23 protein-coding genes and 9 tRNA genes are annotated in these 26,199 nt (G+C 44.1%); 25 read left to right on the forward strand and 7 right to left on the reverse strand.

The window, feature by feature from the left end:
* Nucleotides 1-311: 311 nt before the first annotated feature.
* The 6 genes from AB4405_RS22250 to AB4405_RS22275 all read left to right on the forward strand — a co-directional run bounded on the left by AB4405_RS22250 (nucleotide 312) and on the right by AB4405_RS22275 (nucleotide 2,679).
* Nucleotides 312-1,940: a methyl-accepting chemotaxis protein gene (locus AB4405_RS22250; protein WP_372062875.1), complete on the forward strand. Its 1,629-nt coding sequence runs from the start codon at nucleotides 312-314 to the stop codon at nucleotides 1,938-1,940.
* 224 nt (nucleotides 1,941-2,164) lie between these two features.
* Nucleotides 2,165-2,240, forward strand: a tRNA-Phe gene (locus AB4405_RS22255).
* 52 nt (nucleotides 2,241-2,292) lie between these two features.
* Nucleotides 2,293-2,368, forward strand: a tRNA-Thr gene (locus AB4405_RS22260).
* A 24-nt stretch (nucleotides 2,369-2,392) separates the two neighbouring features.
* Nucleotides 2,393-2,468 (forward strand) — tRNA-Asn (locus AB4405_RS22265).
* Nucleotides 2,469-2,501: 33 nt separating this feature from the next.
* Nucleotides 2,502-2,577, forward strand: a tRNA-Thr gene (locus tag AB4405_RS22270).
* 26 nt (nucleotides 2,578-2,603) lie between these two features.
* A tRNA-Asn gene (locus AB4405_RS22275) sits at nucleotides 2,604-2,679 on the forward strand.
* Between the two features lie 67 nt (nucleotides 2,680-2,746).
* Here the strand turns inward: AB4405_RS22275 and AB4405_RS22280 are convergent.
* Nucleotides 2,747-3,856 carry a PilT/PilU family type 4a pilus ATPase gene (locus tag AB4405_RS22280; RefSeq protein ID WP_372062876.1) on the reverse strand — a complete coding sequence of 370 codons (1,110 nt, stop codon included), beginning with the start codon at nucleotides 3,854-3,856 and terminating at the stop codon, nucleotides 2,747-2,749.
* A 13-nt stretch (nucleotides 3,857-3,869) separates the two neighbouring features.
* Nucleotides 3,870-4,910 (reverse strand): type IV pilus twitching motility protein PilT, encoded by a 1,041-nt coding sequence (locus tag AB4405_RS22285; RefSeq protein WP_372062877.1) that lies wholly within the window; start codon nucleotides 4,908-4,910, stop codon nucleotides 3,870-3,872.
* Between the two features lie 25 nt (nucleotides 4,911-4,935).
* Between AB4405_RS22285 and AB4405_RS22290 the strand changes: the two genes are divergently transcribed.
* From AB4405_RS22290 to hemW, 7 genes are read left to right on the forward strand one after another with little or no spacing between them, the layout of a single operon-like run.
* Entirely contained in the window at nucleotides 4,936-5,643 is a 708-nt protein-coding gene (locus AB4405_RS22290) for a YggS family pyridoxal phosphate-dependent enzyme (RefSeq protein ID WP_372062878.1), read from the forward strand.
* Between the two features lie 48 nt (nucleotides 5,644-5,691).
* Entirely contained in the window at nucleotides 5,692-6,510 is an 819-nt protein-coding gene (gene proC, locus AB4405_RS22295) for a pyrroline-5-carboxylate reductase (RefSeq protein WP_372062879.1), read from the forward strand.
* A gap of 28 nt (nucleotides 6,511-6,538) precedes the next feature.
* Complete coding sequence (locus AB4405_RS22300) at nucleotides 6,539-7,096, forward strand: YggT family protein (protein WP_372062880.1); 558 nt, start codon at nucleotides 6,539-6,541, stop codon at nucleotides 7,094-7,096.
* Complete coding sequence (gene yggU / locus AB4405_RS22305) at nucleotides 7,096-7,383, forward strand: DUF167 family protein YggU (protein ID WP_372062881.1); 288 nt, start codon at nucleotides 7,096-7,098, stop codon at nucleotides 7,381-7,383. Before AB4405_RS22300 ends, yggU begins: the two co-directional genes overlap by 1 nt.
* A 24-nt stretch (nucleotides 7,384-7,407) precedes the next feature.
* The gene (locus AB4405_RS22310; protein ID WP_372062882.1) at nucleotides 7,408-7,839 is read left to right on the forward strand and encodes a DUF4426 domain-containing protein; all 432 of its coding nucleotides are present in this window, start codon (nucleotides 7,408-7,410) and stop codon (nucleotides 7,837-7,839) included.
* Nucleotides 7,840-7,877: 38 nt separating this feature from the next.
* The gene (locus tag AB4405_RS22315) at nucleotides 7,878-8,480 is read left to right on the forward strand and encodes an XTP/dITP diphosphatase (protein ID WP_372062883.1); all 603 of its coding nucleotides are present in this window, start codon (nucleotides 7,878-7,880) and stop codon (nucleotides 8,478-8,480) included.
* Between the two features lie 2 nt (nucleotides 8,481-8,482).
* The gene (gene hemW, locus AB4405_RS22320; RefSeq protein WP_372062884.1) at nucleotides 8,483-9,634 is read left to right on the forward strand and encodes a radical SAM family heme chaperone HemW; all 1,152 of its coding nucleotides are present in this window, start codon (nucleotides 8,483-8,485) and stop codon (nucleotides 9,632-9,634) included.
* A gap of 101 nt (nucleotides 9,635-9,735) precedes the next feature.
* On the opposite strand, the gene glsB is transcribed toward hemW, so the two are convergent.
* Both glsB and trmB read right to left on the reverse strand, forming a co-directional pair.
* Nucleotides 9,736-10,656: a glutaminase B gene (gene glsB, locus AB4405_RS22325; protein WP_102468170.1), complete on the reverse strand. Its 921-nt coding sequence runs from the start codon at nucleotides 10,654-10,656 to the stop codon at nucleotides 9,736-9,738.
* A gap of 70 nt (nucleotides 10,657-10,726) precedes the next feature.
* The gene (gene trmB, locus AB4405_RS22330; RefSeq protein ID WP_102468171.1) at nucleotides 10,727-11,446 is read right to left on the reverse strand and encodes a tRNA (guanosine(46)-N7)-methyltransferase TrmB; all 720 of its coding nucleotides are present in this window, start codon (nucleotides 11,444-11,446) and stop codon (nucleotides 10,727-10,729) included.
* 152 nt (nucleotides 11,447-11,598) lie between these two features.
* Between trmB and mutY the strand changes: the two genes are divergently transcribed.
* The 7 genes from mutY to AB4405_RS22365 all read left to right on the forward strand — a co-directional run bounded on the left by mutY (nucleotide 11,599) and on the right by AB4405_RS22365 (nucleotide 14,676).
* Nucleotides 11,599-12,645 carry an A/G-specific adenine glycosylase gene (mutY, locus tag AB4405_RS22335; RefSeq protein WP_372062885.1) on the forward strand — a complete coding sequence of 349 codons (1,047 nt, stop codon included), beginning with the start codon at nucleotides 11,599-11,601 and terminating at the stop codon, nucleotides 12,643-12,645.
* A gap of 13 nt (nucleotides 12,646-12,658) precedes the next feature.
* Nucleotides 12,659-12,931: an oxidative damage protection protein gene (locus AB4405_RS22340; protein WP_102468173.1), complete on the forward strand. Its 273-nt coding sequence runs from the start codon at nucleotides 12,659-12,661 to the stop codon at nucleotides 12,929-12,931.
* A gap of 53 nt (nucleotides 12,932-12,984) precedes the next feature.
* A complete protein-coding gene (mltC, locus tag AB4405_RS22345) occupies nucleotides 12,985-14,118 on the forward strand; it encodes a membrane-bound lytic murein transglycosylase MltC (RefSeq protein WP_372062886.1) in 1,134 nt (377 codons plus the stop codon).
* Nucleotides 14,119-14,221: 103 nt separating this feature from the next.
* Nucleotides 14,222-14,297 (forward strand) — tRNA-Phe (locus AB4405_RS22350).
* A 90-nt stretch (nucleotides 14,298-14,387) separates the two neighbouring features.
* Nucleotides 14,388-14,463: transfer RNA gene (locus AB4405_RS22355), tRNA-Thr, on the forward strand.
* Between the two features lie 7 nt (nucleotides 14,464-14,470).
* Nucleotides 14,471-14,546: transfer RNA gene (locus AB4405_RS22360), tRNA-Phe, on the forward strand.
* Nucleotides 14,547-14,600: 54 nt separating this feature from the next.
* Nucleotides 14,601-14,676 (forward strand) — tRNA-Asn (locus AB4405_RS22365).
* 314 nt (nucleotides 14,677-14,990) lie between these two features.
* On the opposite strand, the gene AB4405_RS22370 is transcribed toward AB4405_RS22365, so the two are convergent.
* The gene (locus AB4405_RS22370) at nucleotides 14,991-16,322 is read right to left on the reverse strand and encodes a cation:proton antiporter (protein WP_372062887.1); all 1,332 of its coding nucleotides are present in this window, start codon (nucleotides 16,320-16,322) and stop codon (nucleotides 14,991-14,993) included.
* A 287-nt stretch (nucleotides 16,323-16,609) separates the two neighbouring features.
* On the opposite strand from AB4405_RS22370, the gene metH reads away from it, so the two are divergent.
* Nucleotides 16,610-20,287 carry a methionine synthase gene (gene metH / locus AB4405_RS22375; RefSeq protein ID WP_372062888.1) on the forward strand — a complete coding sequence of 1,226 codons (3,678 nt, stop codon included), beginning with the start codon at nucleotides 16,610-16,612 and terminating at the stop codon, nucleotides 20,285-20,287.
* Between the two features lie 117 nt (nucleotides 20,288-20,404).
* On the opposite strand, the gene AB4405_RS22380 is transcribed toward metH, so the two are convergent.
* Both AB4405_RS22380 and AB4405_RS22385 read right to left on the reverse strand, forming a co-directional pair.
* Nucleotides 20,405-21,673, reverse strand: coding sequence for an HlyC/CorC family transporter (locus AB4405_RS22380; RefSeq protein WP_102468176.1), 1,269 nt, complete (start codon nucleotides 21,671-21,673; stop codon nucleotides 20,405-20,407).
* A 103-nt stretch (nucleotides 21,674-21,776) separates the two neighbouring features.
* Nucleotides 21,777-22,571, reverse strand: a complete 795-nt coding sequence (locus AB4405_RS22385) for an inner membrane protein YpjD (RefSeq protein WP_372062889.1) — start codon at nucleotides 22,569-22,571, stop codon at nucleotides 21,777-21,779.
* 172 nt (nucleotides 22,572-22,743) lie between these two features.
* Here AB4405_RS22385 and ffh point away from each other — a divergent pair, with 172 nt between their 5' ends.
* From ffh to trmD, 4 genes are all read left to right on the forward strand, one after another.
* Nucleotides 22,744-24,126: a signal recognition particle protein gene (gene ffh, locus AB4405_RS22390; protein WP_372062890.1), complete on the forward strand. Its 1,383-nt coding sequence runs from the start codon at nucleotides 22,744-22,746 to the stop codon at nucleotides 24,124-24,126.
* A gap of 434 nt (nucleotides 24,127-24,560) precedes the next feature.
* Entirely contained in the window at nucleotides 24,561-24,809 is a 249-nt protein-coding gene (gene rpsP, locus AB4405_RS22395; protein WP_102468178.1) for a 30S ribosomal protein S16, read from the forward strand.
* A 20-nt stretch (nucleotides 24,810-24,829) separates the two neighbouring features.
* Nucleotides 24,830-25,384 (forward strand): ribosome maturation factor RimM, encoded by a 555-nt coding sequence (gene rimM / locus AB4405_RS22400; protein ID WP_102468179.1) that lies wholly within the window; start codon nucleotides 24,830-24,832, stop codon nucleotides 25,382-25,384.
* A 35-nt stretch (nucleotides 25,385-25,419) separates the two neighbouring features.
* Nucleotides 25,420-26,169: a tRNA (guanosine(37)-N1)-methyltransferase TrmD gene (gene trmD / locus AB4405_RS22405; RefSeq protein ID WP_102468180.1), complete on the forward strand. Its 750-nt coding sequence runs from the start codon at nucleotides 25,420-25,422 to the stop codon at nucleotides 26,167-26,169.
* Nucleotides 26,170-26,199: the final 30 nt, after the last annotated feature.

Consider the following 26,199-nt stretch of genomic DNA (forward strand, 5'->3'; position numbering starts at 1 on the left):
GAGTCCCGTCCACTCCGCCACTTATACTAAGCCCTAGTCGAAAGACTAGGGCTTTTTTACATCTTCAAATATCACCTGAAAATCCTCCGGACTCTTTCGCGTCTCTTACGTACGATTTTAACCACTTATTATTTTTTGATGTCATGATTATTACTGCATCCTATAAGTAAATTAAGCCGGGAAAACATATTTTTCTTCGTAAATTTAATCTGCTTCATATTATTCTAAAATAATGAATATCGATCTTCGTCACCTGAGTTATGATACGAAAACATGTTAGGTATCCTATTCTGTAAAATTTGAGTGATAATATGAAGCTAAAAACGCAGACTTATTTATTGTCGGCAATTATCTTAAGTGCGATGATTGTAGTGACGGTAACAGGCTTGTGGGCGCTACGATTAGCGAGTGACAATGATAATAAAGCTCGTGTAACCGAGTTATTTACTAGTGCTTATTCAACGGTTGTTCAGCTTGAAATTCTGGCTGATGAGGGGGTTATAAGCGTTGATGACGCCAAGATGATTGCGACAAGAGTACTGAGAAACAATATCTATAAAGATAATGAATATGTTTATGTAGCGGATGAACACATGAAATTTATTGCGGCTCCTCTTGACCCACAATTACATGGAACTAGTTTCCACGATTTTACTGACAGTAGTGGGAATAGTGTCGGCAATATCATCATGACTGCCTTAGGGGGGCGTCAGGGCCATCTGGTTGAATATGAGTGGTCTCAGAAGCTTCCTGATGGCAGTGTTGAAAGTAAACTCTCTATTGCCGAGCGGACACCTAAGTGGCAATGGGTTGTCGGTACTGGAATTGGTTTCAATGAGGTCAATCAGCGCTTCTGGTCAACGGCACAGTGGCAATTAGGGTTATGTGCTTTCATATTGCTGGGGATATTTTCAATTCTTTGGATCTCTTTGCGAAGAATTATGTCGATTCTCGGCGGAGAGCCATCAGACGTATTACGTTCTGTGCAAAGTGTGGCGTCTGGAAGCATAGAAACGACGTTCTCCCAACAAGCAGTAAAGGGCAGTATTTATCACTCGATTCAGCAAATGAATTTCTCTTTGGCTGCGCTGTTATCGAGTATTGAAAAAGTGACGTATTCGATACGAAATCAGCTGACTGAAACTGATAAGCGTGCGTCTTCTATTGCAAATCTTACTCAGACTCAGCAGCAAAGCACTGAAATGATCGCAACAGCAATGACGGAGATGGCTTCATCAGCGAGTCATGTAGCTTTATCAGCCACTGATACAGCGTTGAGTACGGATGAAGCAGACAGGCAAAGCCAGCACGTAAACCAACTTATATCTTCAGCAGTATCTAATATTGAGGGATTGGCTTATCAACTCGAAGGGGCGAATACTGCGGTCTCAGATCTTGATCGTGACGTTCACAATATTGCACGCGTATTGGATGTAATCGGTGATATTGCAGAACAAACAAATCTGCTGGCTCTCAATGCGGCTATTGAGGCCGCTCGAGCAGGTGAGCAAGGACGAGGGTTTGCTGTTGTTGCTGATGAGGTGAGAAACTTAGCTGGACGCACTCAGACCAGTACGAAAGAGATTCAAGACATGATTGCTAACTTACAATCGGGTTCAATAAATGCAATCCAAAGTATTCAAAGTTGTACTGAAGCCAGTAAAGCAACGGTAGTTGAGTCCCAAGCGGCATCATTAGCACTTAAAGAGGTCGTTGTGAGTCTAGAGAAGATTACCGAAATGAGTCATCAAATTGCTACGGCAGCCGCTGAGCAGACGGAAGTGAGTGATGATATTTCTCATCGTATTAATTTTATTGAGCAAAGTGGAGGTGAACTCGGTGCCGTAGTCGAGCAGACTTGTCGTGCGACGCGCTCATTAGGGGAGCTTTCTGAAGAGCTTAATGAAAAAATGAAGCAATTTAATGTCAAACGTGCCTAATAATATTTCATCAATTACCAAAATAAGTGACTAATCGTCACTAAAAAACGGAAGTTTTATCGAACCTAACCATATAATGCTAAGGCCCTGTGCGCCCACAGGGCTTAATTTTAGGCGCTAAATGAGCAAAAACAGAACGCTAAGTATAGAAAATCAACAAACGATATTTTTTTTGCAATTTAGTGTTGACGTAAAGACCGAAAAGCCGTTTAATACACCTCGTTGCCCGGATAGCTCAGTCGGTAGAGCAGAGGATTGAAAATCCTCGTGTCGGTGGTTCGATTCCGCCTCCGGGCACCACGATTTAAATGTTGGTGCTTTATTTAAAGCGACAACAAGTAAAGAAAAGTGCGCCGACTTAGCTCAGTAGGTAGAGCAACTGACTTGTAATCAGTAGGTCACCAGTTCGACTCCGGTAGTCGGCACCATTCTTTACAAGGTAATATAGTAATTCCCCTTTAGTTCAGTTGGTAGAACGGCGGACTGTTAATCCGTATGTCGCAAGTTCAAGTCTTGCAAGGGGAGCCACTTTTAAAAAATAAGCATTGCTTGTTTTTATGTGCCGACTTAGCTCAGTAGGTAGAGCAACTGACTTGTAATCAGTAGGTCACCAGTTCGACTCCGGTAGTCGGCACCACTCTTTACTCGAGTATAACTAGTAATTCCCCTTTAGTTCAGTTGGTAGAACGGCGGACTGTTAATCCGTATGTCGCAAGTTCAAGTCTTGCAAGGGGAGCCACTTCTAAAAAGGCCTCATCGAAAGATGAGGCCTTTTTGCATTTCAAATAAATTGTTTTATGTTTGCTTTAACTCATGTCGATTTTTATGTCGGATAATGCGTTTGTCGATTCATAATTTTGATTGTTTAGCTTCAGCATTAAACGAAGGTTATTTGCAGAATCAGCATTGTGGATGGCATCTTCATAATTGATCTTGTCATTCGAAACGAGTTCAAATAGTGCCTGGTCGAAGGTTTGCATCCCTATCTCCCTTGATTTGGACATGGCGGCTTTTATTTCACCGAGTTCCCCCTTCCGTATCAGTTCCGAGATTCTGGGGCTATTGAGTAAAACCTCAAAAACGCCATGTCTGCCTCGACCGTTTTTATCTCGAATTAATTGCTGACCAAGGATACCTTTTAAATTTGAAGAAAGATCGAATAGGAGTTGCTCCCTTTGGTCTTTTGGTACTAGATGAATAATACGTTCAATGGCTTGGCTGGCATTATTCGCGTGCAGTGTTGCCATACAAAGGTGGCCTGTTTCAGCGAAGGCCACTGCATACTCCATGGCTTCTCTGGTACGAATCTCACCAATGAGTATCATGTCTGGGGCTTGTCGAAGTGAATTCTTTAGTGCAGCGCCATAACTTTCGGTATCGAGACCAACTTCGCGTTGAGTGATAATACATTTTTGATGTTCATGAACGAATTCAATAGGGTCTTCAACGGTGAGGATATGACCCGTTCTGTGCTGGTTTCGGTATCCCGTCATAGCAGCCATTGTTGTTGACTTGCCTGAGCCTGTGGCACCAACAATGAGTACGAGCCCGCGTTTTGCGATAGAAAGCGTCTGCAACGCATCAGGAAGCGCCAAGTCTTCAAAGCTAGGTATATTGGTTTCGATTCTTCTTATTACAGCACCAGGGAGCTCTCTTTGGAAAAATGCACTGACTCGAAAGCGTCCACTTGGCAAAATAATGGCGAAGTTTGCTTCTTTGGTTCGAGAGTAATCATTGTACTTGTCATTACTCATCATTGAATTAATCAACAATGACACGTCTTGTTCACTCAAGGGGTCACTCGTTGCTTTTAACTCGCCATCGACTCGATAGAGAACAGGCGCTCCGACCGTGATATAAAGATCGGATGCTTTAAATGCCCACATCTCATCGAGGATAATATTGATACTTTTCATGCTAATAGCTGTCCTATTGAAACATGGAGCCGTGCTGAGGTACTTTTTTATTCACTTCTTCCAACTGAACCACGCCTTGGGATAGTAATTGCTTGGAATGTTGTTCCATTGTTTGCATGCCATGTGCCGCACCTGTTTGTATCATGGAATACATTTGCGCGACTTTATCCTCTCTGATCAGGTTTCTAATCGCGGGTGTCATAATCATCATTTCATGACAAGCTACACGTCCCCCCTCTGTTCGCTTTAATAGTTGCTGGGCGATAACCGCCCGCAGTGACTCTGATAACATAGAGCGCACCATGTCTTTATCGCCAGCAGGAAAGACGTCAATGATTCGGTCTATACTTTTTGCTGCAGAGCTTGTGTGTAACGTACCAAAGACTAGATGCCCAGTTTCAGCCGCTGTGAGCGCAAGGCTAATCGTTTCTTGATCACGAAGTTCTCCAACTAAAATAATGTCAGGATCCTCACGAAGTGCTGAGCGAAGTGCATTCTGGAAACTATGCGTATCCCTATGAACTTCTCGTTGGCTAACTAAACATTTTTTATTGTTATGAACAAACTCTATGGGGTCTTCTATCGTCAAGATATGTTTGTTTTGATGTTGGTTTATATAATTAACGATTGCAGCAAGTGTTGTCGATTTGCCTGAGCCTGTCGGGCCGGTAATAAGAACGAGTCCTCGATCTAAATTGGCAATATCTGTAAATATATCTGGCGCTTCAAGTTGATCCAAAGAAGGCACCTTCATTGGTATGGAGCGAAATACGGCGGAACACCCGCGTGACTGTTTGAAAGCGTTGATTCGGAAGCGACCGAGATTAGGGAGCTCAAATGAGAAATCGATCTCGAGTCGAGATTCATACTCATTTCTTTGCTTGTCATTCATGATATCAAAGATTAACTTGTGTACTTCTGAGTGGCTGAGAGCAGGAATCCCCAGCTTTCTTACTTCGCCATCAATGCGTACCATAGGTGACACGCCAGCAGAAAGGTGTAGATCTGACGCGTTATGCTTTACACTGAAGTCTAGTAACTCGGTGATATCCATTCAATTTCCTTATGATTTGTAAGCTATGACAAGTATTCAACAAAATATAAAACGAATAACCTCTGAAATTACCCAAGTAGAGCAAGAATGCGGGAGACCGCAAGGAGACGTGCAATTGCTTGCGGTAAGCAAAACAAAACCTGTGAGTGCTATTCTCGATGCTGCATCTTTTGGACAAAAACAGTTCGGCGAAAACTATGTACAGGAAGGTGTATCTAAGGTGACCTTTTTTAAGGAGTCTCACCCAGAATTAGATCTTGAATGGCATTTTATTGGTCCGATTCAGTCCAATAAGACGCGTCTTGTCGCCGAACACTTTGATTGGGTCCACACCATTGATCGAGCTAAAACTGCACAGCGCTTAAACGATCAAAGGCCACAAGAGAAGTGTCCACTTCAAGTATTGATTCAGGTTAATATTAGTGAGGAAGACACGAAATCTGGCATTCAAAGTGAACAAGTGTTTGAGTTGGCTAAATTAATCGCATCGTTACCTAATCTGACTTTGCGAGGTGTCATGTCCATTCCTGCCAATGTTGCGGGCTATGATGCTCAACTTCGTGCTTTTACTGCTTTGCGAGACATCAATAAACAGCTCGCGATTCAATATCCAGGCATTGATACACTTTCAATGGGGATGAGTGGTGATATGAAAGCAGCGATAGAGGCTGGAAGTACCATGGTTCGTATCGGAACTGCCATTTTTGGTGCGCGAGATTACGGAACTCAGTAACTAATTTTAGAGGTTGCGTATAGCGCCCTCGGTTTTGGGAAGTGTTTAATGGAACAAAGAAAAATTGCTTTTATTGGCGCAGGGAATATGACTCGGTCAATTATTGCTGGACTTGTCGCCAGTGGCTACGAGCCTAATGATATTGTTGCGACAAACCCTAGCGAAGGGAAGCGTGTAGCGTTAACCAATGATTACGGTGTTAACACAACGGATAATAACATTGAAGCGGCAGCTTGGGCTGATGTTGTGGTTCTTGCGGTAAAACCTCAATTGATGACAACCGTTGCGAGTGGTTTAGCGGGCGTTGACCTGAGTGATAAGTTACTTGTATCGATAGCAGCCGGTATCTCAGTTCAGAGACTCGATGAGATGTTCAATACTGAGCTTAATCTTGTTCGTGTGATGCCAAACACCCCTTCGCTAATTGGTGAGGGAATGAGTGGCCTTTATGCTGAAGATAAAGTATTGGTTAAAGATAAGCAGTTTGCTACCGAGTTGATGGAAGCGGTTGGCAAGGTGTGTTGGGTATCGAGTGAGTCGGGCATTAATGATGTCATCGCGGCGGCAGGCAGCGCTCCAGCGTATTTCTTTTTATTTATGGAAGCAATGCAACAAGAAGCCGTGCGAAATGGAATGGATGAGGCCACAGCAAGGTTATTGGTTCAGCAAACGGCGTATGGTGCTGCAAAAATGGTATGTTGTAATCCAGAGGTTGACCTTGCTACATTAAGGCAGCAAGTGACGTCGAAGGGTGGAACTACTGCTGAAGCAATACGTACGTTTGAAGAGCAAGGTCTTCGCGATACGGTTTCTCAAGCCATGCAAGCCGCTATTTCTAGAGCGGAAGCAATGGAAAAACAGTTTTAATTTACCTATAAAATCGTAAAGGTTATTTATGAACGCAATGAGTTTTTTGGTGTCGACATTGTTCGATCTCTACATCATGGTTGTACTGCTGCGCATTTGGCTTCAGGCTTCGCGTGCGGATTTCTATAATCCATTCTCCCAGTTTATTATTAAAGCTACACAACCGGTGGTTGCACCTCTTCGCCGTGTGATTCCATCGATTGGTAGCCTAGATATGGCCACCTTACTATTTGCTTATGTACTGTGTGTTGGTAAATACGTGGCGTTAGTATTGATTGCAGCAGGCGCTAATTTTAGTTTTAGCCCTGACTTTTTCTTCTTAGGGTTACTGTCCTTATTGAAAGCCGCGGGAGGTTTACTTTTCTGGGTGCTATTGATCCGTGCAATTCTTAGCTGGGTCAGCCAAGGAAGAAGCCCGATTGAATTTGTATTCCACCAACTAACAGAGCCAATGCTTGCTCCAATCCGTCGTATTTTACCTGCTATGGGTGGTTTCGACTTGAGCGTATTAGTGCTGTTTATTGTTTTACAATTTGCCAATTTCTTGATGGGCGATTTTGTAGGGCCACTTTGGTATAAACTGTAGTGACTGCAGTCGCTTGGGATGGTGACGACCTGTTATTACATGTCTACATTCAACCTAAAGCCAGTCGTGATAAGCTCATCGGCCAACATGGTGATGAGTTCAAAATTGCGATTACTGCACCACCAGTCGATGGTAAAGCCAACGCGCATCTGATTAAGTACCTAGCAAAGCAGTGTAAGGTTGCTAAAGGGCTTGTGCAGATCGAAAAGGGTGAATTAGGACGGCATAAGCAGATCAGAATTATCTCACCGACGCTAATGCCAAATGAATTTCAAGCCCTCTTATGAGGGCTTTTTTATAGGGAAATTGTGATGAAAAATACGATATGGTTACTGTTTTTAATGATGGTTACAGGCGTCAGCCACGCAGGACAATTCAAGACTATCAAAGATGCAGAGGTGCATTATGTGGTGTTTAACTCAACGTTTATGACACCTCAAATTGCCCGTAGTTATGGTTTAAAGCGCAATGAATCCATTGCGACGGTTAATATCAGTGTATTAGACCGTTCGAGTGTCGGAAAACCAGCCATGCCAGCGGGCATTAAGGGCAATGCAAAGAATTTAATTGGGCAAATAAAAACACTCGACTTTAAAGAAATAAAAGAGGGAGATGCTATATACTACCTCGCCCAATTTTCAATAACGAATGAAGAGCGTTATCAGTTCACTATCGATGTAGATGCCGGAATGAAAGGTCGCGGCCCGATCTCATTCACTCAACAGCTTTACACTGAAAAGTAGTGATGTACACAGCGGATGAGCAATATGAGAGCAACGATATGAGTAAAAAAATAGTATTGGCGACAGGCAATCAAGGCAAAGTAAAAGAAATGGCAGATCTGCTGTCTGACTTTGGTTTTGATGTGCATGCACAAAGCGAATTTAATGTGTCAGAGGTCGCCGAAACTGGTACGACATTTATTGAAAACGCCATCATTAAAGCTCGACATGCCGCGAAAGAAACAGGTTTAGCTGCCATTGCGGATGATTCAGGGCTAGAGGTGGATTACCTTAATGGCGCCCCCGGTATTTATTCGGCTCGCTATTCAGGGGAAGGCGCAACAGACGCAACTAACATTGATAAGGTACTTGCCTTACTTGCTGATGTGCCGGAAGCTCAGCGCACGGCTCGATTCCACTGTGTGCTTGTCTTAATGCGTCATGCTGATGATCCCACCCCCATTGTTTGCCATGGTCAGTGGGAAGGACGAATTTTACCGGAACGAGCGGGAAGTCAAGGTTTTGGTTATGACCCTATCTTTTTTGTACCGGAAGATAACTGTGCATCAGCGGAGCTTGCCCCAGCGCGTAAGAAGCAGCTGTCACATCGTGGAAAAGCACTGAAAGAATTGTTCTCCATGATTCAGTCTAAAGGCCTATAAGCATGTTAATCCCACCACCACTTAGTCTTTATATTCATATTCCTTGGTGCGTACAAAAATGCCCGTATTGTGATTTCAATTCTCATGCATTAAAGGGAGGAATACCGCAACACGAGTATATTACGGCGCTGATCGAAGACTTAGATGCTGATATAGCCAAATATCAGCTAGAAACGGATACACGTCCGTTGCACTCTATTTTTATTGGTGGTGGTACGCCAAGCTTGATCGAACCTCAATATATAGCCACGTTGTTACAGCAGATTCAGCATCGTGTGCGATTCAGTGATGATATCGAAATTACGATGGAGGCAAACCCAGGTACGATTGAAGCGGCGCGTTTTGCTGAATATCGTCTTGCTGGTGTTACCCGGATATCGGTGGGCGTTCAGAGTTTTCAGCAAGAAAAATTAACACGCCTAGGGCGTATTCATGGTGCGAAAGAAGCGATCACTGCGGCCAAGCTTGCCCATGAGATTGGGCTTAATAGTTTTAACCTTGATCTTATGCATGGGTTACCGGATCAAACCGTCGATGATGCATTGCAAGATTTACAACAAGCGATTGATCTAGCGCCGCCGCATTTGTCTTGGTATCAGCTGACCATCGAACCTAATACCTTGTTTTATTCCAAGCCTCCGGTTCTACCTGATGATGATGCACTATGGGATATCTTTGAAAAAGGGCACCAGATGTTGGCCGCTGAAGGGTATGAGCAGTATGAGATTTCTGGATACAGTAAGCGAGGCTTCCAATGCCAACATAACCTAAACTATTGGCGTTTTGGTGACTATCTAGGGATTGGGTGTGGTGCGCACGGCAAACTCAGTTTTTCAGATGGTAAGATTATTCGGACAACCAAAGTAAAACACCCTAAAGGTTATTTAAACTTGTTGAAGCCTTACCTCGACTTGGAATCGAGTGTCGAAGAAAGTGACAGGCCATTTGAATTCTTTATGAATCGCTTTCGATTATTAGAGTCTTGTCCCAAGCATGAGTTTACGGAAAGAACGGGGCTTGATCTGAGTGCGATTCAAAAACCAATTAAAGAAGCACTTGAGCGTAAGTTTATTCTTGATGAAGGGGATAGCTGGCGACTGACTGAAAAAGGAAAGTTGTTTTTAAATGATTTACTGGAAATTTTTGAAATCTAGCGGTCGTATCGTCTAATGCATCAATTAAGTCAGCGGTATCGCTGACTTAATTGTTTTCGTATTGACTGGTGCATTTATACCGCAGGGCATGGAGTCATCAATTAGAAAATTGAGCGTCCAATCCGTGTTGATAGCATTTCTAACACTCGAGTGCCCACCAATGAGTTACCCGATGAATCCAACTCAGGCGACCAAACGGCTATGGTCATTTCCCCAGGTACGACAGCCACGATACCGCCGCCAACCCCCGACTTACCAGGCATTCCTACCCTGTAAGCAAACTCACCAGCACCGTCATACAAACCACACGTTGCCAGTAATGCATTGAGTTGTTTTGTTTGCGTTGGAGTCACAATGTGCTTTTTAGTGTGTACGGATTGACCCTTGTTGGCTAGGTAGCTAAAGGTTTTCGCTAAATCGACGCAGCTCATTTTCAATGCGCACGCATGAAAATAGTTGTTCAGAACAGGAATCACTTCGTTTTCAAAGTTACCAAATGAGCGCATTAGGTAGGCAATCGCTGCATTGCGGTCGCTGTGCATCATCTCAGACGCCGCTACGACCTTGTCGTAGACGATGTGATTATCTCCCGATAGCAACCTTACAAATTCCAGCATACGTTGCTTAGGCGCAGACAGGCGGCTTTGTAGCAAATCTGCTACGACAATTGCGCCGGCATTGATAAACGGATTGCGGGGAATGCCATGTTCCATCTCAAGTTGAATCAGCGAGTTAAAAGCTTGTCCTGATGGTTCTTTACCTACTCGCTGCCAAATTTCTTCAGGCTTATACAGCATCATCGCAAGCGTCAGGCTCAAGGCTTTCGAAATCGATTGTACTGAGAAGGCTTCTTCGGCATCGCCAGCCTTGATGATTTCGCCGTCATTCGTGCAGATGGCAATACCAATCTTGTCATTTGGTACTCGAGCGAGGGCAGGGATGTAATCGGCAACCTTGCCCTGGCCAATCAATGGTCGGACTTCGCTAACGATCTGAGACAATATTTGCAAGGTTGGTTTCATACGCACCTATGGGATAAACACTAGAGCCAAAAAAGCCAACATAATGTTGGCTTTCGAAATCGTTGAGAACTTACTTGGTACGGCGGTACTTGATGTCCCAAACTCCGTGACCTAAACGGTGCCCACGAGCCTCAAATTTGGTGAGGGGTCTGTCTTCTGGTCTCGGTATGAAATCACCATCTGTCGCTATATTGGCATAACCAGGTGCTTGATTCATGATTTCAATCATGTGTTCACCGTAGTTTTCCCAATCAGTTGCCATATGGAAGATACCCTCTTCGAGCTTCAACTTCTGACGCACCATTTCCGCAAAATCGAGTTGTACGATACGACGCTTATGGTGACGTTTTTTATGCCAAGGGTCAGGGAAGAACAGCTGCAGCGTAGTCAAACTGCTGTCTGGAATCATGTTTGCAAATACTTCAACGGCATCGTGACACATCACGCGTAAGTTTGTGACTTCTGCATCTCTTGCAGACGAAAGGCACGCGCCCACACCCGGACTGTGTACTTCGATACCAAAAAAGTTTTTCTCTGGGGCATTTTTTGCCATCTCAACGAGTGAGGCACCCATACCAAATCCAATCTCTAATACTACGGGATTGTCATTGCCAAAAACTTGATTCCAATCGAGAAAAGTGTCTTGGTAATCAATACCCATCGTTGGCCAGCATGCTTCCATCGCGGCTTCTTGCCCTTTAGTTAGGCGTCCTTCGCGACGAACAAAACTACGTATCTTGCGTACTAGCTTGCCATCTTCGGTGTATTCATTTGTTGTCACTTCACTCATTGGTCTGCCTGTTCAATCAATAATCAGAGCGGGAATTATCCAAAGAATTTGCCAAGGTGCAAGCGTTATTATTCATGAAATTCCCAGTGTTTTACTTCTTTCGATAAGTGTGGTGCAATTTCGCCCAAATTATAAGTAAAAAGAGAAGAAATGTGACGCCTTTTGCAAGCTCAATTCTAACCTGGTATGAAAAGTACGGGCGTAAAACATTACCATGGCAACAAAACAAAACCGCTTATAAGGTTTGGTTGTCGGAGATTATGCTGCAACAAACCCAAGTAACGACGGTTATTCCATACTTTGAACGCTTCTTAGATCACTTCCCGACAGTGGGTGATCTTGCCCAGGCCTCACAAGATGAGGTTCTGCATCTTTGGACTGGCCTTGGGTATTACGCGAGAGCACGCAATTTACACAAAGCGGCTCAAATCGTGATGAGTGAACATGGTGGGGAGTTTCCTCAAACATTAGAGGCGATGAATGCCCTGCCTGGTGTTGGTCGGTCGACGGCTGCAGCGATATTGTCATCGGTATATAAAATGCCTCATGCAATTTTGGACGGTAACGTAAAGCGAACGTTGGCACGAAGTTTTGCGATAGAAGGTTGGCCTGGTCAAAAGAAAGTGGAAAACAAGCTTTGGGAGATTGCAGACACACATACGCCAACTACTGATACGGATAAATACAATCAAGCCATGATGGATATGGGGGCGCTCGTGTGCACACGTAGCCGCCCAAAATGTACGTTATGCCCAATCTCAACATTATGCGTGGCGAATAAACAAGACAAGCAACTGGACTACCCCGGAAAAAAACCTAAAAAAATTAAACCCGAAAAAGAAACATGGTTTGTTATTCTGAAGCACAACGATGAAGTGTGGTTGGCTCAACGCCCACAAACAGGGATTTGGGGTGGGCTCTTTTGCTTCCCAGAAAGTCCTGTGGCGAATATTACAGAGACATTGGATCATTTAAAGATCAACGAAGAATGGATTCAGTCTTTAGAAACGGATATTGCATTTCGACATACATTTAGCCATTACCACCTAGATATTACCCCGATCATCGTGACGCTTAATCAGCTTCCAACAATGATAATGGAACAGTCTCAAGGTCTTTGGTATAACATGTCTAATCCAGAGAAGGTTGGCTTGGCTGCACCTGTAAAACAGCTAATTCTTGCCTTACAACGAATTTAATAAGGATAACAATATGAGCCGTATGGTTTTTTGTGCCCGACTACAAAAAGAAGCCGAAGGGTTAGACTTTCAACTTTACCCTGGCGAACTCGGAAAGCGTATCTTTGACAATGTGTCGAAAGAAGCGTGGGCGCAGTGGCAATCAAAGCAGACTATGTTGATCAATGAAAAAAAACTCAACATGATGGATCCGGAACATCGTAAGCTACTTGAAACAGAGATGGTCAACTTCCTGTTCGAAGGAAAAGACGTTGTTATTGATGGGTATACGCCCCCGTCTGAGTAAGAAACCAAGGACGCTCAAAAACACCACCTAATGTGGTGTTTTTATTACCTAATATGAAAAAATTGATTTACTTTTTTATTCCTATCTTGCTGGTGGGTTGCAGTCGTGAATTTATTGAAAAAATTTACGATGTGAATTACGAGCCAACCAACCGTTTTGCGAAAAATCTTGCCGAGCTTCCCGGACAGTATTTGAAAGATACCAAAGCGATGGATGCGCTGATTGGCAGCTTTAATGGCAATATTGAAAAGCGCTGGGGCAGCAGTGAAATCAAAGTGGCGGGTAAAAGCAACTACGTTAAATATATTGATAATTACTTGAGCCGAGCTGAGGTAGATTTTAGTAAAGGTATTATCACGATTGAGACTGTCTCTCCGACGGAGCCAGAAAAGCACCTTAAAAACGCAATAGTGACAACACTGCTCACCCCTGATGACCCTGCAAGTGTCGACTTATTTTCTTCTCGTAGCATCAAGCTAGAGGGGCAACCTTTTCTCTACAATCAAGTCGTAGATCAAGAACAAAAACCAATGCAGTGGTCGTGGCGTGCGAGTCGTTTTGCTGATTACCTTATTGCTAATAAGGTCAAAACAAAGAATGTCGATTACAAGAAGGCGTATTACGTTGAGATCCCAATGGTCAAAGATCATGCCGCTAAGCGGAGCTATCAATATGCCGATATTGTTCGGCGAGCCTCGCGTAAGTACGACATTCCAGAGGATTTAATCTATGCCATTATTAAAACAGAAAGTAGTTTTAACCCCTACGCAGTGAGCTGGGCCAATGCGTATGGCTTGATGCAGGTTGTTCCAAAGACCGCTGGGCGAGATGTATTTAACCTCGTTAAAAATAAATCAGGAGAACCGTCGCCAGAATATCTTTTTAACCCAGAACAGAACATTGATACAGGGACCGCGTACTTCTATATTCTAAAAAATCGTTATTTGAAAGCCGTTCGTCATCCTACTTCATTAGAGTACAGCATGATTTCGGCGTATAACGGAGGCACTGGTGGCGTATTAAACACATTCAGTAAAGATAGAAAAAGAGCCATGAATGATCTGAACTCACTACAACCTAACCAGGTTTATTGGGCATTAACAAAAAAACACCCAAATTCAGAATCACGACGTTACCTAGAAAAAGTAACGAAATATAAGAAAGATTTTAACGCGGGTAAAAAGTAATGATTACTTTTGCCGAAAAAAGCAGCGGTCGAGCGGTTTTTTAAAGTTTTTTTAAAAAACCTGTTGACGGGAGAACGGAAAATACGTTTAATAGCGCCCCGTTGCCCGGATAGCTCAGTCGGTAGAGCAGAGGATTGAAAATCCTCGTGTCGGTGGTTCGATTCCGCCTCCGGGCACCACAATTTGATTTGTTGGTGTCGATAGTTTTTTAGAAAGACATTTTTTAAAAAAGATTAGAAACACGAACAGAAGCATAAAGAATTTAGTGTGCCGACTTAGCTCAGTAGGTAGAGCAACTGACTTGTAATCAGTAGGTCACCAGTTCGACTCCGGTAGTCGGCACCATTCTTTTGCCTCGATAGCTCAGTCGGTAGAGCAGAGGATTGAAAATCCTCGTGTCGGTGGTTCGATTCCGCCTCGAGGCACCATTATTTGGTGCTTAACAAATAATGGTCTTAGGACCTGATGTTGACACAGATAATTCCCCTTTAGTTCAGTTGGTAGAACGGCGGACTGTTAATCCGTATGTCGCAAGTTCAAGTCTTGCAAGGGGAGCCACATTAGAAAAAGGCCTCATCGAAAGATGAGGCCTTTTTTGCATTTCAGCTTTGCACATATCATCTCCATTAGGCTATCACCCTTTGTTCCTCTCCCATTTGTATTCCTTTATCGTTTGCAGCGCATGCTGCGTGCTTAATTGGCTATTGCCTTTGTACAACTCACCGATTGTGCGGAACAGCCTTGTCATTCGCTACAGGTAGTTATTACTGAAAATACAAAGGCGCCATCCTCACTCAGTGTGGATGACGCCTTCAAGCATAAAAAGCGAATTATCAGCTTTTGGATTACTCTATTTTTTGACTGACAATACGTTACTTCGTTGAGTCTGAAGAGGTCGCAGATTCAGTTTCAGCTAGGTCCTCATTACGCATTTCTCTTTCCGCTCGCTTAGCTTTCTCAATCATTGGGGTAATGCTTGAGCCTTGGATAAGGATTGAGAAAACCACAACGGAATAGGTCATCACGAGGATGATTTCTTTGACGTCGATAAGTTTGTCTTCAATAACCCACACACCAGCAGGGATAGACAGTGCCATAGCAAGCGCTAAGCCGCCTCGTAAGCCTCCCCAAGTTAATATCCTCACCGACCATGGGTTATAACGACGAAAGCGCTTAAATCCGACGTAGGAGAGCGCCACGCTGAGGTAGCGAGAGCCTAAGACGAGTGGTATGGAAAATGCCATCAATATCCAATCTTCTTGATGGAATTGGAACAACAGCATCGACATCCCAATTAATAGGAATAGTACACCGTTTAGAAACTCATCAACCAGCTCCCAGAAGTGGTCGAGGTGCTTTTCTGATTCTTTGGAAAAGCCAATATATCGTGTCCAGTTCCCGATCATGATGCCCGATACCACCATTGAAAGCGGTCCAGAAACGTGTAAAACGTCAGCAAAGGCATAGCCTGCCGTTGGAATACCGATCGTGAGGAGTAGCTCCATTGAGTGGTCATCAGTGGCGCTAATTAAGTAATGGAATATTAAACCCAACACAAAACCGTAGAGGATCCCTCCAATAGCCTCTTGAAGAAACAACATGGTGACGCTGGATACGCTGGGCGCTTCTGACCCAAAAGCAATGGTGTATAGCGTGACAAAAATAACAAGGCCAAAACCGTCATTAAAGAGTGATTCGCCTTCTACTTGAGTTGAAATTCGCTCTGGTGCGTCCAGCTTTTTTACAATGGCCAAAACAGCGATGGGATCGGTCGGTGAAATCAGTGCACCAAACAGTAAGCAATAGATTAAATCGAACTGTATACCGATAAGATTGCAAAAACCGTACAGTACGGCGCCGATAAAAAATGTCGAAAATAATGTGGCCCCAAGCGCCAGTACGGTAATTTCCCATTTTTGATCTTTAAGGTGAGGCAGTTTGATATCGAGTCCGCCTGCGAACAGCAAGAATCCTAAGATCCCCTTCAACAAAAAGTCCTCAAAGTCGATGCTACTGACCATATCTGACGCTGCCTCTGACAAATCAAACCAGCCGTTTTGACCGCCGATGAGAATGAGCAAAGAAAGGATCATGGATCCTGCGGTTATCGCAATGGTGGTTTGCATCTTGCCTATTTTACTATTGATGAACGCAATCAACATGGCAGCGGCAGACAAAAAACAAAGAGTCTGATAAACGGACATTGAGGCTCCTTAATTGTAATAAATTGTGAATAGGATTCTGTTCTTGTCGTGAGTGAAGATCAATCACTAATTATAAAAACATGTTCTTTAGTTATAGAACGACTTTCTATTGCCCGTCTTTTGTTTTTGTTCAGCTGCGTATAAATGAAGTAACGAAATAGTTGCTACCGCGATCGGACTTGGTTAGTTTGGTGGTAAATAAAGCAGTCAAAAAGTAGTTTTAGACGTCTAGATTTCTAAAACTACTATGATAGGATGGCAACATCAGCAAGGAACGAGGCAGTATTGTGGTAAGCAGCATTAGACAACTGATTGAGAATCAATTGAAAAAACGAATCCTACTTATTGATGGTGGGATGGGGACGATGATTCAAGGCTATAAACTGGAAGAGGCCGATTATCGAGGTGAGCGCTTTGCTGATTGGGCATCAGATCTGAAGGGCAACAATGATCTGTTAGTTTTATCCCAACCCTCTCTTATCAAAGAGATCCATAGCGCTTACCTAGAAGCCGGTGCGGATATCCTCGAGACCAATACGTTTAATGCCACCACAATTGCGATGGCCGACTACGACATGGAATCGTTGAGCGATGAAATCAATTTTGAAGCGGCGAAGCTTGCGCGTGAAGTCGCCGATGAATGGACAGCAAAAACGCCAGATAAGCCTCGTTTTGTAGCAGGTGTACTGGGGCCAACCAACCGTACTTGTTCCTTATCTCCCGATGTGAATGATCCCGGTTACCGTAATGTTTCTTTTGATGAGCTTGTGATTGCTTACTCAGAGTCAACAAGAGCATTGATTAAGGGTGGATCCGATCTTATTTTGATCGAGACCATTTTTGATACTCTCAATGCGAAAGCATGTTCGTTTGCCGTTGAATCTGTTTTTGAAGAGATGGGCGTGGACTTGCCCGTTATGATCTCGGGCACCATTACCGATGCCTCTGGCCGTACCTTATCAGGCCAAACAACCGAAGCTTTTTATAACGCAATGCGTCACGTGAAGCCGATTGCGTTTGGTCTTAACTGTGCGTTAGGGCCAGATGAATTAAGGCAATACGTTGGAGAGTTGTCGCGTATATCAGAGACCTACGTTTCAGCCCACCCGAATGCAGGCTTGCCGAATGCATTTGGCGAATACGACTTGTCGCCAGAAGATATGGCTGAACATATTGGTGAATGGGCACAAAGCGGCTTTCTAAACCTTGTTGGCGGTTGTTGTGGGACCACACCAGAACATATTCGTCAGATGGCACAGGCCGTTGAAGGTGTGACCCCACGTCCTTTACCTGAGCTTCCTGTGGCCTGTCGATTATCAGGGCTTGAGCCTCTTACTATTGATAAAGAGAGTTTGTTTATCAACGTTGGTGAGCGCACCAACGTAACAGGGTCGGCACGCTTTAAACGTCTCATTAAAGAAGAGCTTTATGATGAAGCACTAGAAGTGGCTCGTCAGCAGGTTGAGAATGGTGCGCAAATCATCGACATCAACATGGATGAAGGCATGCTCGATGCCGAGGCCTGTATGGTGCGATTCCTGAATCTTTGTGCTTCTGAGCCTGAAATATCAAAAGTGCCAATTATGGTCGATTCCTCCAAATGGGAGGTGATCGAAGCAGGCTTGAAGTGCATTCAAGGTAAAGGCATCGTCAACTCGATCTCGTTAAAAGAAGGCAAAGAAAAGTTTGTCGCACAAGCCAAATTAATCCGCCGCTATGGTGCTGCGGTTATCGTTATGGCGTTTGATGAGGTTGGGCAAGCTGACACGCGTGAACGAAAAATTGAAATCTGTACGCAGGCTTACCGCGTGCTGGTGGATGAAGTAGGCTTCCCACCAGAAGATATTATTTTTGACCCGAATATCTTTGCCGTCGCCACCGGTATTGATGAGCATAACAACTACGCGGTGGACTTTATTGAAGCCGTCGCTGATATAAAACGTGACTTACCATATGCCATGATCTCTGGTGGTGTTTCTAACGTGTCATTCTCGTTCCGTGGTAATAACTACGTACGTGAAGCCATTCATGCTGTGTTCTTGTATCACTGTTTTAAAAACGGTATGGACATGGGCATTGTTAATGCTGGGCAACTGGAGATTTATGACAACGTACCAGATAAGCTGCGTGAAGCGGTTGAAGACGTAGTCTTAAACCGCCGAGATGATGGTACAGAGCGTCTGTTAGACATTGCGACAGAGTATGCCAACAAAGGTGTGGGTAAAGAAGAAGACGCCAGCGCATTAGAATGGCGAACATGGCCGGTTGAAAAACGCTTGGAGCACGCGCTCGTTAAGGGTATTACCGAATTTATTGTTGCTGATACCGAAGAAGCTCGATTGAACGCTGAAAAACCACTCCACGTCATTGAAGGCCCTTTGATGGATGGTATGAACGTGGTGGGCGATCTATTTGGTGAAGGTAAGATGTTCTTGCCGCAGGTAGTGAAATCTGCGCGAGTCATGAAACAAGCGGTGGCCCATTTAGAGCCGTTTATCGATGCATTGAAAGAGGTAGGCTCCAACAACGGTAAGATCTTGCTTGCCACTGTTAAAGGTGATGTACACGATATCGGTAAAAACATTGTAGGCGTTGTGCTGCAATGTAATAACTACGAGATTATAGACCTTGGCGTCATGGTGTCCTGTGAACAAATCCTCAAGGTCGCGAAGGAAGAAAACGTGGATATTATCGGTCTGTCAGGCCTGATCACCCCTTCACTGGATGAAATGGTGCATGTTGCCAAAGAAATGGAGCGACAAGGCTTTGATTTGCCATTGCTGATTGGTGGAGCGACGACATCAAAGGCTCATACAGCCGTAAAAATTGAGCAGAACTACAGCCAACCGGTTGTTTATGTAAACAACGCCTCAAGAGCGGTGGGCGTTTGTACGTCACTGTTGTCTGATGAGCTTAAGCCGGCGTTTGTCAGCAAATTAGATATTGATTATGAGCGGGTGCGTGACCAGCACAGCCGCAAAAAGCCTCGTACTCAGCCTGTGACTCTGGAACAAGCAAGAGAAAACAAAGTAGCGATTGACTGGGATGCCTACACACCGCCAGCACCGTTGAAACCGGGGATTCATATCTTCGATGATTTCGATGTCGCAACGTTGCGTGAATATATCGACTGGACGCCATTCTTTATGACTTGGACATTGATGGGTAAGTACCCGAAAATATTTGAGCACGAAGAAGTGGGCGAAGAGGCAAAACGACTCTATAAAGATGCGAATGACCTGCTCGATCGCGTTGAAAAAGAAGGGTTACTCAAAGCGAAAGGGATCTGTGGTTTGTTTCCTGCGGCTAGTGTGGACGATGATATTGAAGTGTATACCGATGAGTCTCGTACTGAGGTGAAGCAGTTGCTATGTAACCTTAGACAGCAAACCAAAAAGCCTAAGGGTTACAACTACTGCATTTCGGACTATATTGCCCCGAAAAGCAGCGGCAAACAGGACTGGATCGGGGCATTTGCGGTTACGGGTGGAATTGGTGAACGCGAACTCGCGGATGAATACAAAGCGAACGGTGATGATTACAACGCCATTATGATTCAAGCGGTGGCCGATCGATTAGCGGAAGCCTTTGCTGAATATCTACATGTTCGTGTTCGAAAAGATATTTGGGGTTATTCGCCAGATGAGGCCTTAGACAATGAAGACCTTATTCGTGAAAAGTATCAAGGTATTCGACCAGCACCGGGCTACCCTGCTTGTCCTGAACATACAGAGAAAGGACCGCTTTGGGATTTACTGAATGTCGAAGAAGCGATAAATATGTCTCTAACCACGAGTTATGCTATGTGGCCTGGGGCATCAGTATCAGGATGGTATTTCTCTCACCCTGACTCCCGTTATTTTGCGGTTGCTCAAATTCAAGAAGATCAGCTACTCAGTTATGCTGACCGAAAAGGTTGGGATCGACTCGAAGCCGAGAAGTGGTTAGGGCCAAATATTAACTAGTTGAAGCTTATCATTTTGGTAAGTTAAGAAATGACAACAATAAAAAACGGCACCGATGATAGGTGCCGTTTTTATTGCTGCTTTCTGCAGGCGTTATCCGCAGTGAAGGGGCTTTCCTTAGGAAACTTTTTTCGGAAAGACTTTGACCATCTTTATACGATTTTCTTCAAGTTCCACAATCTCCATCAGATGCTCTGCGACTTCGACGCTGAGGTGACTCTCTGGGATATCTTCAAGATACTCCAGCATCAGGCCGTTGAGAGTACGAGGACCATCAGTAGGAAGTGTCCATTTTAACCCCTTGTTGATATCTCTAATGTTGGCACTGCCTTCAATTAAAAAGCTTCCATCACCTTGTGGTGAGATTTCTTCTGCCAGTGTTGGTGCGATGGAGGTTGTAAACTCACCAACAATCTCTTCTAGAATATCCTCTAACGTTACCAAGCCATTGATGTCACCATACTCATCAACGATAAGACCGATCCGTTGCTTATTACGTTGAAACTTGAGCATTTGCACATTGAGTGGGGTTCCTTCGGGAATGAAGTAGACTTCATCAGCACTGCGCAGCAGTGTTTCTTTGGTAAACTCGTTCTTTTCTAACATCAAACGGTAGGATTCGCGCAGCCTGATCATGCCTACGACCTCATCGATTTGATCGCGATAAAGTACAATTCGGCCATGGGGTGAGTGGGTTAACTGGCGCACGATTGACTTCCAATCATCATTAATATTTATGCCAGTAATTTCATTGCGTGGAATCATAATGTCGTTAACGGTGACATGCTCAAGATCTAAGATCGATATCAACATATCTTGGTGACGTCGAGGAATCAGTGATCCAGCTTCGTTCACCACTGTACGTAATTCTTCAGAGCTTAAGTGGTCTTCATCGTTGTGGCTAGCATTGACACCGAGCAAACGAATAAAGCCATTGGTAATGAAATTGACCAAGATGACGAGTGGTGAAAGAACCTTCATCAAAATCGTCAACAAGATACTGCTCATGAATGACACTCGCTCAGGGTACAAAGAAGCGAGTGTTTTCGGTGTCACCTCGGCGAATACCAAAATAACCAGGGTTAACGCACCCGTTGCAATGGCAACACCGACATCGCCATACAAACGCAGGCCGATGACGGTAGCAATAGCGGAGGCGAGAATATTAACGAGGTTGTTACCGATAAGAATCAAGCCAATGAGGCGATCGGGACGGTTGAGAAGTTTCTCGACGCGTTTCGCGCCTTTATGCCCAGTTTTAGAAAGATGTTTGAGTCGATAGCGATTCAAAGACATCATCCCTGTCTCTGAACCCGAGAAGTAGCCGGAAATTACAATGAGACCCGCGAGAATGGCAAATAAAATACCGGTCGAGATGTCGTCCAAAACGTATCAGTTCCTTTAATAAATAATTGGTCAATTAATGGTCGAACTAGCGCTCGATGTCAATGCTCGTTTAAGATAACAGTGAGCCGAGTGCTAGATTGGGCTAGTTTAGAATGATTTCTTTAACGAAACGGCTACCAAAGTACGCGAGTGTTAGCAACATGGCACCAGCAATCGCGAACCACGTCACTTTTTTTCCTCGCCATCCTTTTTGGTAATGCCCCCACAAAAGAACGGTATAGATACACCAAGCCATGAGAGATAGTATGGCTTTGTGCGCTTTTCCTTGGGCGAACATGTCTTGAACAAAGATAAACCCTGTAAGTAATGTCACAGTGAGTAGCCCTGTTCCAATCAAAATGATCTTGAAAAGTTGCCTTTCCACCATCATTAATGGGGGAAGGTTAGGGTTGATGCCCAATGCCTTTTTATTTTTTAGCTTATGATCGAGCCACGCAAGTTGGATAGCATACAGCGCTCCAATGGAGAGGGTTGAGTATGAAAATAACGCTAAAGAAACATGGATTAATAGCTTAGGGTTATGCTCTAAATGAGTAATGAAAGCGGTGGGTACGAATGCTGCAATACTTAAATTGATAGCCGCAAAACTATAGACAACAGGTAACAAAAACCAGATGCGAGTCTTCATCATGGCAACGCTCATAAACAGCGAAATAATAAAGCCAATCAGTGACGCGACATTGAGGATACTTAAGTTTTGCCCTGAACCACTGAAGATGAGATCACTAAGCAGCCACGCATGACAAAGCAAGGCGAGTGAGGCACTGGTAAGAACAGTTTTCGTCCGGATCCCGACCTGATGAACAAGGCCTGGGATGATGGTAGCGATGGCGAGCACATAAAAAATGGCCGCGGAAGTTGCGATTAAACTGTCCATTTTGCCTAAATATCTATGGTTTAGAGCTTGAATTATACCTTGCATCGACTCAATGAGCTACGTCATATGTAAAAAGTATTGATTAGTATTTGATCTTGTTAAGTATGACTCTGATCGCTGGCTAAGGTATACTCACCATAATTGATCGCAATTTTTAAGCGAAGAGAAAAAAATGTTTGAGAATTTAACGGATCGTCTATCCAAAACGCTGAAGAACATCAGCGGTAAAGGTCGTTTGACCGAAGAGAATATTAAGGACACGCTACGCGAAGTCCGCATGGCACTTCTGGAAGCCGATGTTGCTTTACCAGTTATTCGCGAATTTGTGAAAGGTGTTAAAGAGCGTGCTGTTGGTGTTGAAGTTTCTAAATCACTGACGCCAGGTCAAGAATTCATCAAGATAGTTCAAGCAGAGCTTGAATCTGTTATGGGTGAATCTAACGAAGCGTTAGATCTCGCTGCACAGCCACCTGCCGTTATCTTGATGGCAGGCTTACAAGGTGCTGGTAAAACGACCAGTGTCGGTAAGCTTTCTAAAATGCTCCACGAGCGCGAAAAGAAGAAAGTTTTAGTCGTCTCTGCCGATGTCTACCGTCCAGCTGCGATTAAACAGCTAGAAACACTCGCGAGCGATGTTGGTGTGGACTTCTTCCCATCTTCCGCTGACCAAAAGCCGATTGATATTGCTAACAATGCAATTGAGCACGCGAAGAAGAAATTTTACGACGTATTGATTGTCGATACCGCGGGTCGTTTAGCCGTCGACCACGAGATGATGGAAGAGATTCGTGATCTTCACTCTGCCATCAATCCTGTAGAGACTTTATTCGTTGTTGATGCCATGACGGGTCAAGATGCGGCGAACACCGCGAAGGCATTTGGTGACATGCTGCCGTTAACCGGTGTCGTTCTGACTAAAGTCGACGGTGATGCGCGTGGTGGTGCTGCATTATCTGTGCGTCACATTACGGGAAAACCGATAAAATTCTTGGGTGTTGGTGAGAAAACCGACGCGTTAGAACCGTTTCACCCTGACCGTGTTGCGTCTCGTATTTTGGGCATGGGCGATGTGCTGTCTCTTATTGAAGATTTACAGCGCAATGTTGATACCGATAAAGCCGAAAAAATGGCGAAGAAATTCAAGGAAAAGAAAGGGTTTGACCTTGAAGATTTCCGTGAACAGCTTGGCCAGATGCAAAACATGGGTGGCATGATGGGAATGATGGACAAGCTGCCAGGTATGTCTAATGTTCCCGATAATGTGAAAGATAAAGTTGATGACAAGATGTTTAAGCAAATGGAAGCTATCATCAACTCTATGACCATGAAAGAGCGTCAGCGTCCAGAGCTTATCAAAGGCTCACGTAAAAAACGTATAGCAGCGGGTTCTGGTACTCAAGTCCAAGATGTGAATCGTCTACTGAAGCAGTTTACCCAAATGCAAAAAATGATGAAGAAAATGCAAAAAGGTGGCATGCGCGGCATGATGCGTAACATGCAAGGCATGATGGGTGGCGGCGGCGGTGGTGGCGGTTTTAATCCGTTCGGCCGTTAATTGGCATTTGGCTACCGCGTTTATGAAATGTTTGCTTGTTCGAGCAAGAAAATAACATAAGCATACCGAGTACAAATATAGGGTTACACGCCGTTTGGTGTTGTAACCCGTTTTTTATGCAAGGCAACGCGTTATTGCTTGAGTGTCGTTGAGCAAATCTGATGGCAGTAACGGCGTCTAATATTGTTCTTTTGTTTATTTTTTAATCAGTGCTGCTATGAGGTTTCACTACGTAGTGATGTTAGTTTTCAAACTGTTAACTCAATCACACCTCTCGTCGTCACTTTATGCTGGTGAAAAAATAGCTAAATATCTTGCATTGAATCCGAATAAGAGTAAAATTCCGGGGCTTTATTTGGCACGAGACCTCAGGTTTTTCATAAGAGAAACACTTCTGAGGTCATTTTTATTATTGAGAAAGCAAAGAGGACGATATGGTAACCATTCGTTTGGCACGTCACGGCGCGAAGAAGCGTCCATTCTATCAAATCGTAGTTGCGGATAGCCGCAATGCTGCAACTGGTCGTTTCATTGAGAAAGTAGGTTTCTTTAACCCAACTGCTCAAGGTCAAGAAGAAGGCCTACGTCTAGATCTAGAGCGCGTTAACCACTGGGTTAGCGAAGGCGCTACAGTTTCTGACCGCGTAGCTAAGCTAGTTAAAGACGCTCAAAAAGCGGCTTAATTATTAGCTCAGTAAGCAGTATGTCGATGAAAGGTAAAGACACGATGAGTAACCAAAGCGAAAGAATTGTTGTAGGTAAATTCGGTTCTACTTATGGCATTCGTGGATGGCTTAAAGTTTTTTCCTATACAGACGATCCTGAAAACCTTTTTGATTACAGCCCTTGGTATATTAACCAAAAGGGCAAATGGGTTGAGGTTAAGGTTGAAAGTTGGAAGCGTCATAACAAAGCTATGGTGTGTAAACTAGAAGGTTTAGAGGTTCGAGAAGAAGCTCACCTACTGACTAACTTTGAAATTGCAATCGACCCAGCGGTGCTGCCTGAGCTGTCAGAAGATGAATTCTACTGGCGTGAATTGTTTGGAATGAAAATGTTTACCACAAAAGGTTACGACTTAGGTGAAGTAATCGATATGTTGGAAACTGGTTCAAACGATGTTTTGGTAGTGAAAGCAAATCTTAAAGATGCTTTCGGGCAAAAGGAACGGTTGGTACCGTACCTTGAAGAGCAAGTGATCAAAAATGTTGATCGCGAAGCTCGACGGATCGAAGTTGACTGGGATCCTGGATTCTAATCCAGTAGCTGGTAACCAATAGAGCGAGAGAACAGATGTGGGTTGGCATAATTAGCCTGTTTCCAGACATGTTCCGCAGCGTTACTGACTACGGAGTAACAGGTCAAGCGGTTAAAAAAGGTCTGCTGTCTATTGAGACATGGAATCCTCGTGATTTCACTCAAGACAAACATCGCACTGTCGATGACAGACCTTACGGTGGTGGTCCTGGTATGTTAATGATGGTTCAGCCTTTGCGCGATGCCATTCAAACAGCCAAAGCTGCGTCACCGGGTAAGACGAAAGTGATCTATCTTTCTCCCCAAGGTCGAAAACTCGATCAGCAAGGGGTAGAGGAATTAGCGAAGAACGACAACCTTGTGTTGATATGTGGTCGCTATGAAGGGGTAGATGAGCGCATCATCCAAACTGAAGTTGACGAAGAATGGTCAATTGGAGATTTTGTGATGACGGGTGGGGAAATCCCAGCCATGACGCTAATTGATTCAGTGTCTCGGTTTATACCTGGGGTACTTGGAGATTTCGCGTCAGCAGAAGAAGATTCTTTTGCAAATGGCTTGCTGGATTGTCCGCATTATACGCGCCCTGAAGTGTTGGATGGACTAGAAATACCGAGTGTATTGAAGTCTGGAAATCACAAAGACATTCGTCGCTGGCGACTACAACAGTCGTTGGGCCGTACTTGGCTAAGAAGACCGGAGCTCCTGGAAAACCTAGCTCTGACTGACGAACAGGAACAATTACTGGCCGAATTTATTAAAGCGTATCGCTTAGATAAAAAGTAAGCAGTAACCTATTTATTTTAGTATCAGTTT

The sequence above is a fragment of the Vibrio sp. 10N.261.51.F12 genome (genome assembly GCF_041471725.1).
Classification (GTDB): domain Bacteria; phylum Pseudomonadota; class Gammaproteobacteria; order Enterobacterales; family Vibrionaceae; genus Vibrio.

Bases quoted from the DNA above. Each gene is read 5' to 3' on its own strand.
- AB4405_RS22315 (WP_372062883.1), top strand. From the start codon at position 7,878: ATGAGTAAAAAAATAGTATTGGCGACAGGCAATCAAGGCAAAGTAAAA.
- AB4405_RS22385 (WP_372062889.1), bottom strand. From the start codon at position 22,571: ATGGACAGTTTAATCGCAACTTCCGCGGCCATTTTTTATGTGCTCGCC.
- rpsP (WP_102468178.1), top strand. From the start codon at position 24,561: ATGGTAACCATTCGTTTGGCACGTCACGGCGCGAAGAAGCGTCCATTC.
- hemW (WP_372062884.1), top strand. From the start codon at position 8,483: ATGTTAATCCCACCACCACTTAGTCTTTATATTCATATTCCTTGGTGC.
- AB4405_RS22370 (WP_372062887.1), bottom strand. From the start codon at position 16,322: ATGTCCGTTTATCAGACTCTTTGTTTTTTGTCTGCCGCTGCCATGTTG.
- AB4405_RS22285 (WP_372062877.1), bottom strand. From the start codon at position 4,910: ATGGATATCACCGAGTTACTAGACTTCAGTGTAAAGCATAACGCGTCA.
- proC (WP_372062879.1), top strand. From the start codon at position 5,692: ATGGAACAAAGAAAAATTGCTTTTATTGGCGCAGGGAATATGACTCGG.
- ffh (WP_372062890.1), top strand. From the start codon at position 22,744: ATGTTTGAGAATTTAACGGATCGTCTATCCAAAACGCTGAAGAACATC.
- trmD (WP_102468180.1), top strand. From the start codon at position 25,420: ATGTGGGTTGGCATAATTAGCCTGTTTCCAGACATGTTCCGCAGCGTT.
- mltC (WP_372062886.1), top strand. From the start codon at position 12,985: ATGAAAAAATTGATTTACTTTTTTATTCCTATCTTGCTGGTGGGTTGC.
- rimM (WP_102468179.1), top strand. From the start codon at position 24,830: ATGTCGATGAAAGGTAAAGACACGATGAGTAACCAAAGCGAAAGAATT.
- trmB (WP_102468171.1), bottom strand. From the start codon at position 11,446: ATGAGTGAAGTGACAACAAATGAATACACCGAAGATGGCAAGCTAGTA.
- AB4405_RS22340 (WP_102468173.1), top strand. From the start codon at position 12,659: ATGAGCCGTATGGTTTTTTGTGCCCGACTACAAAAAGAAGCCGAAGGG.
- AB4405_RS22280 (WP_372062876.1), bottom strand. From the start codon at position 3,856: ATGAAAAGTATCAATATTATCCTCGATGAGATGTGGGCATTTAAAGCA.
- glsB (WP_102468170.1), bottom strand. From the start codon at position 10,656: ATGAAACCAACCTTGCAAATATTGTCTCAGATCGTTAGCGAAGTCCGA.
- AB4405_RS22250 (WP_372062875.1), top strand. From the start codon at position 312: ATGAAGCTAAAAACGCAGACTTATTTATTGTCGGCAATTATCTTAAGT.
- AB4405_RS22310 (WP_372062882.1), top strand. From the start codon at position 7,408: ATGAAAAATACGATATGGTTACTGTTTTTAATGATGGTTACAGGCGTC.
- AB4405_RS22300 (WP_372062880.1), top strand. From the start codon at position 6,539: ATGAACGCAATGAGTTTTTTGGTGTCGACATTGTTCGATCTCTACATC.
- AB4405_RS22290 (WP_372062878.1), top strand. From the start codon at position 4,936: ATGACAAGTATTCAACAAAATATAAAACGAATAACCTCTGAAATTACC.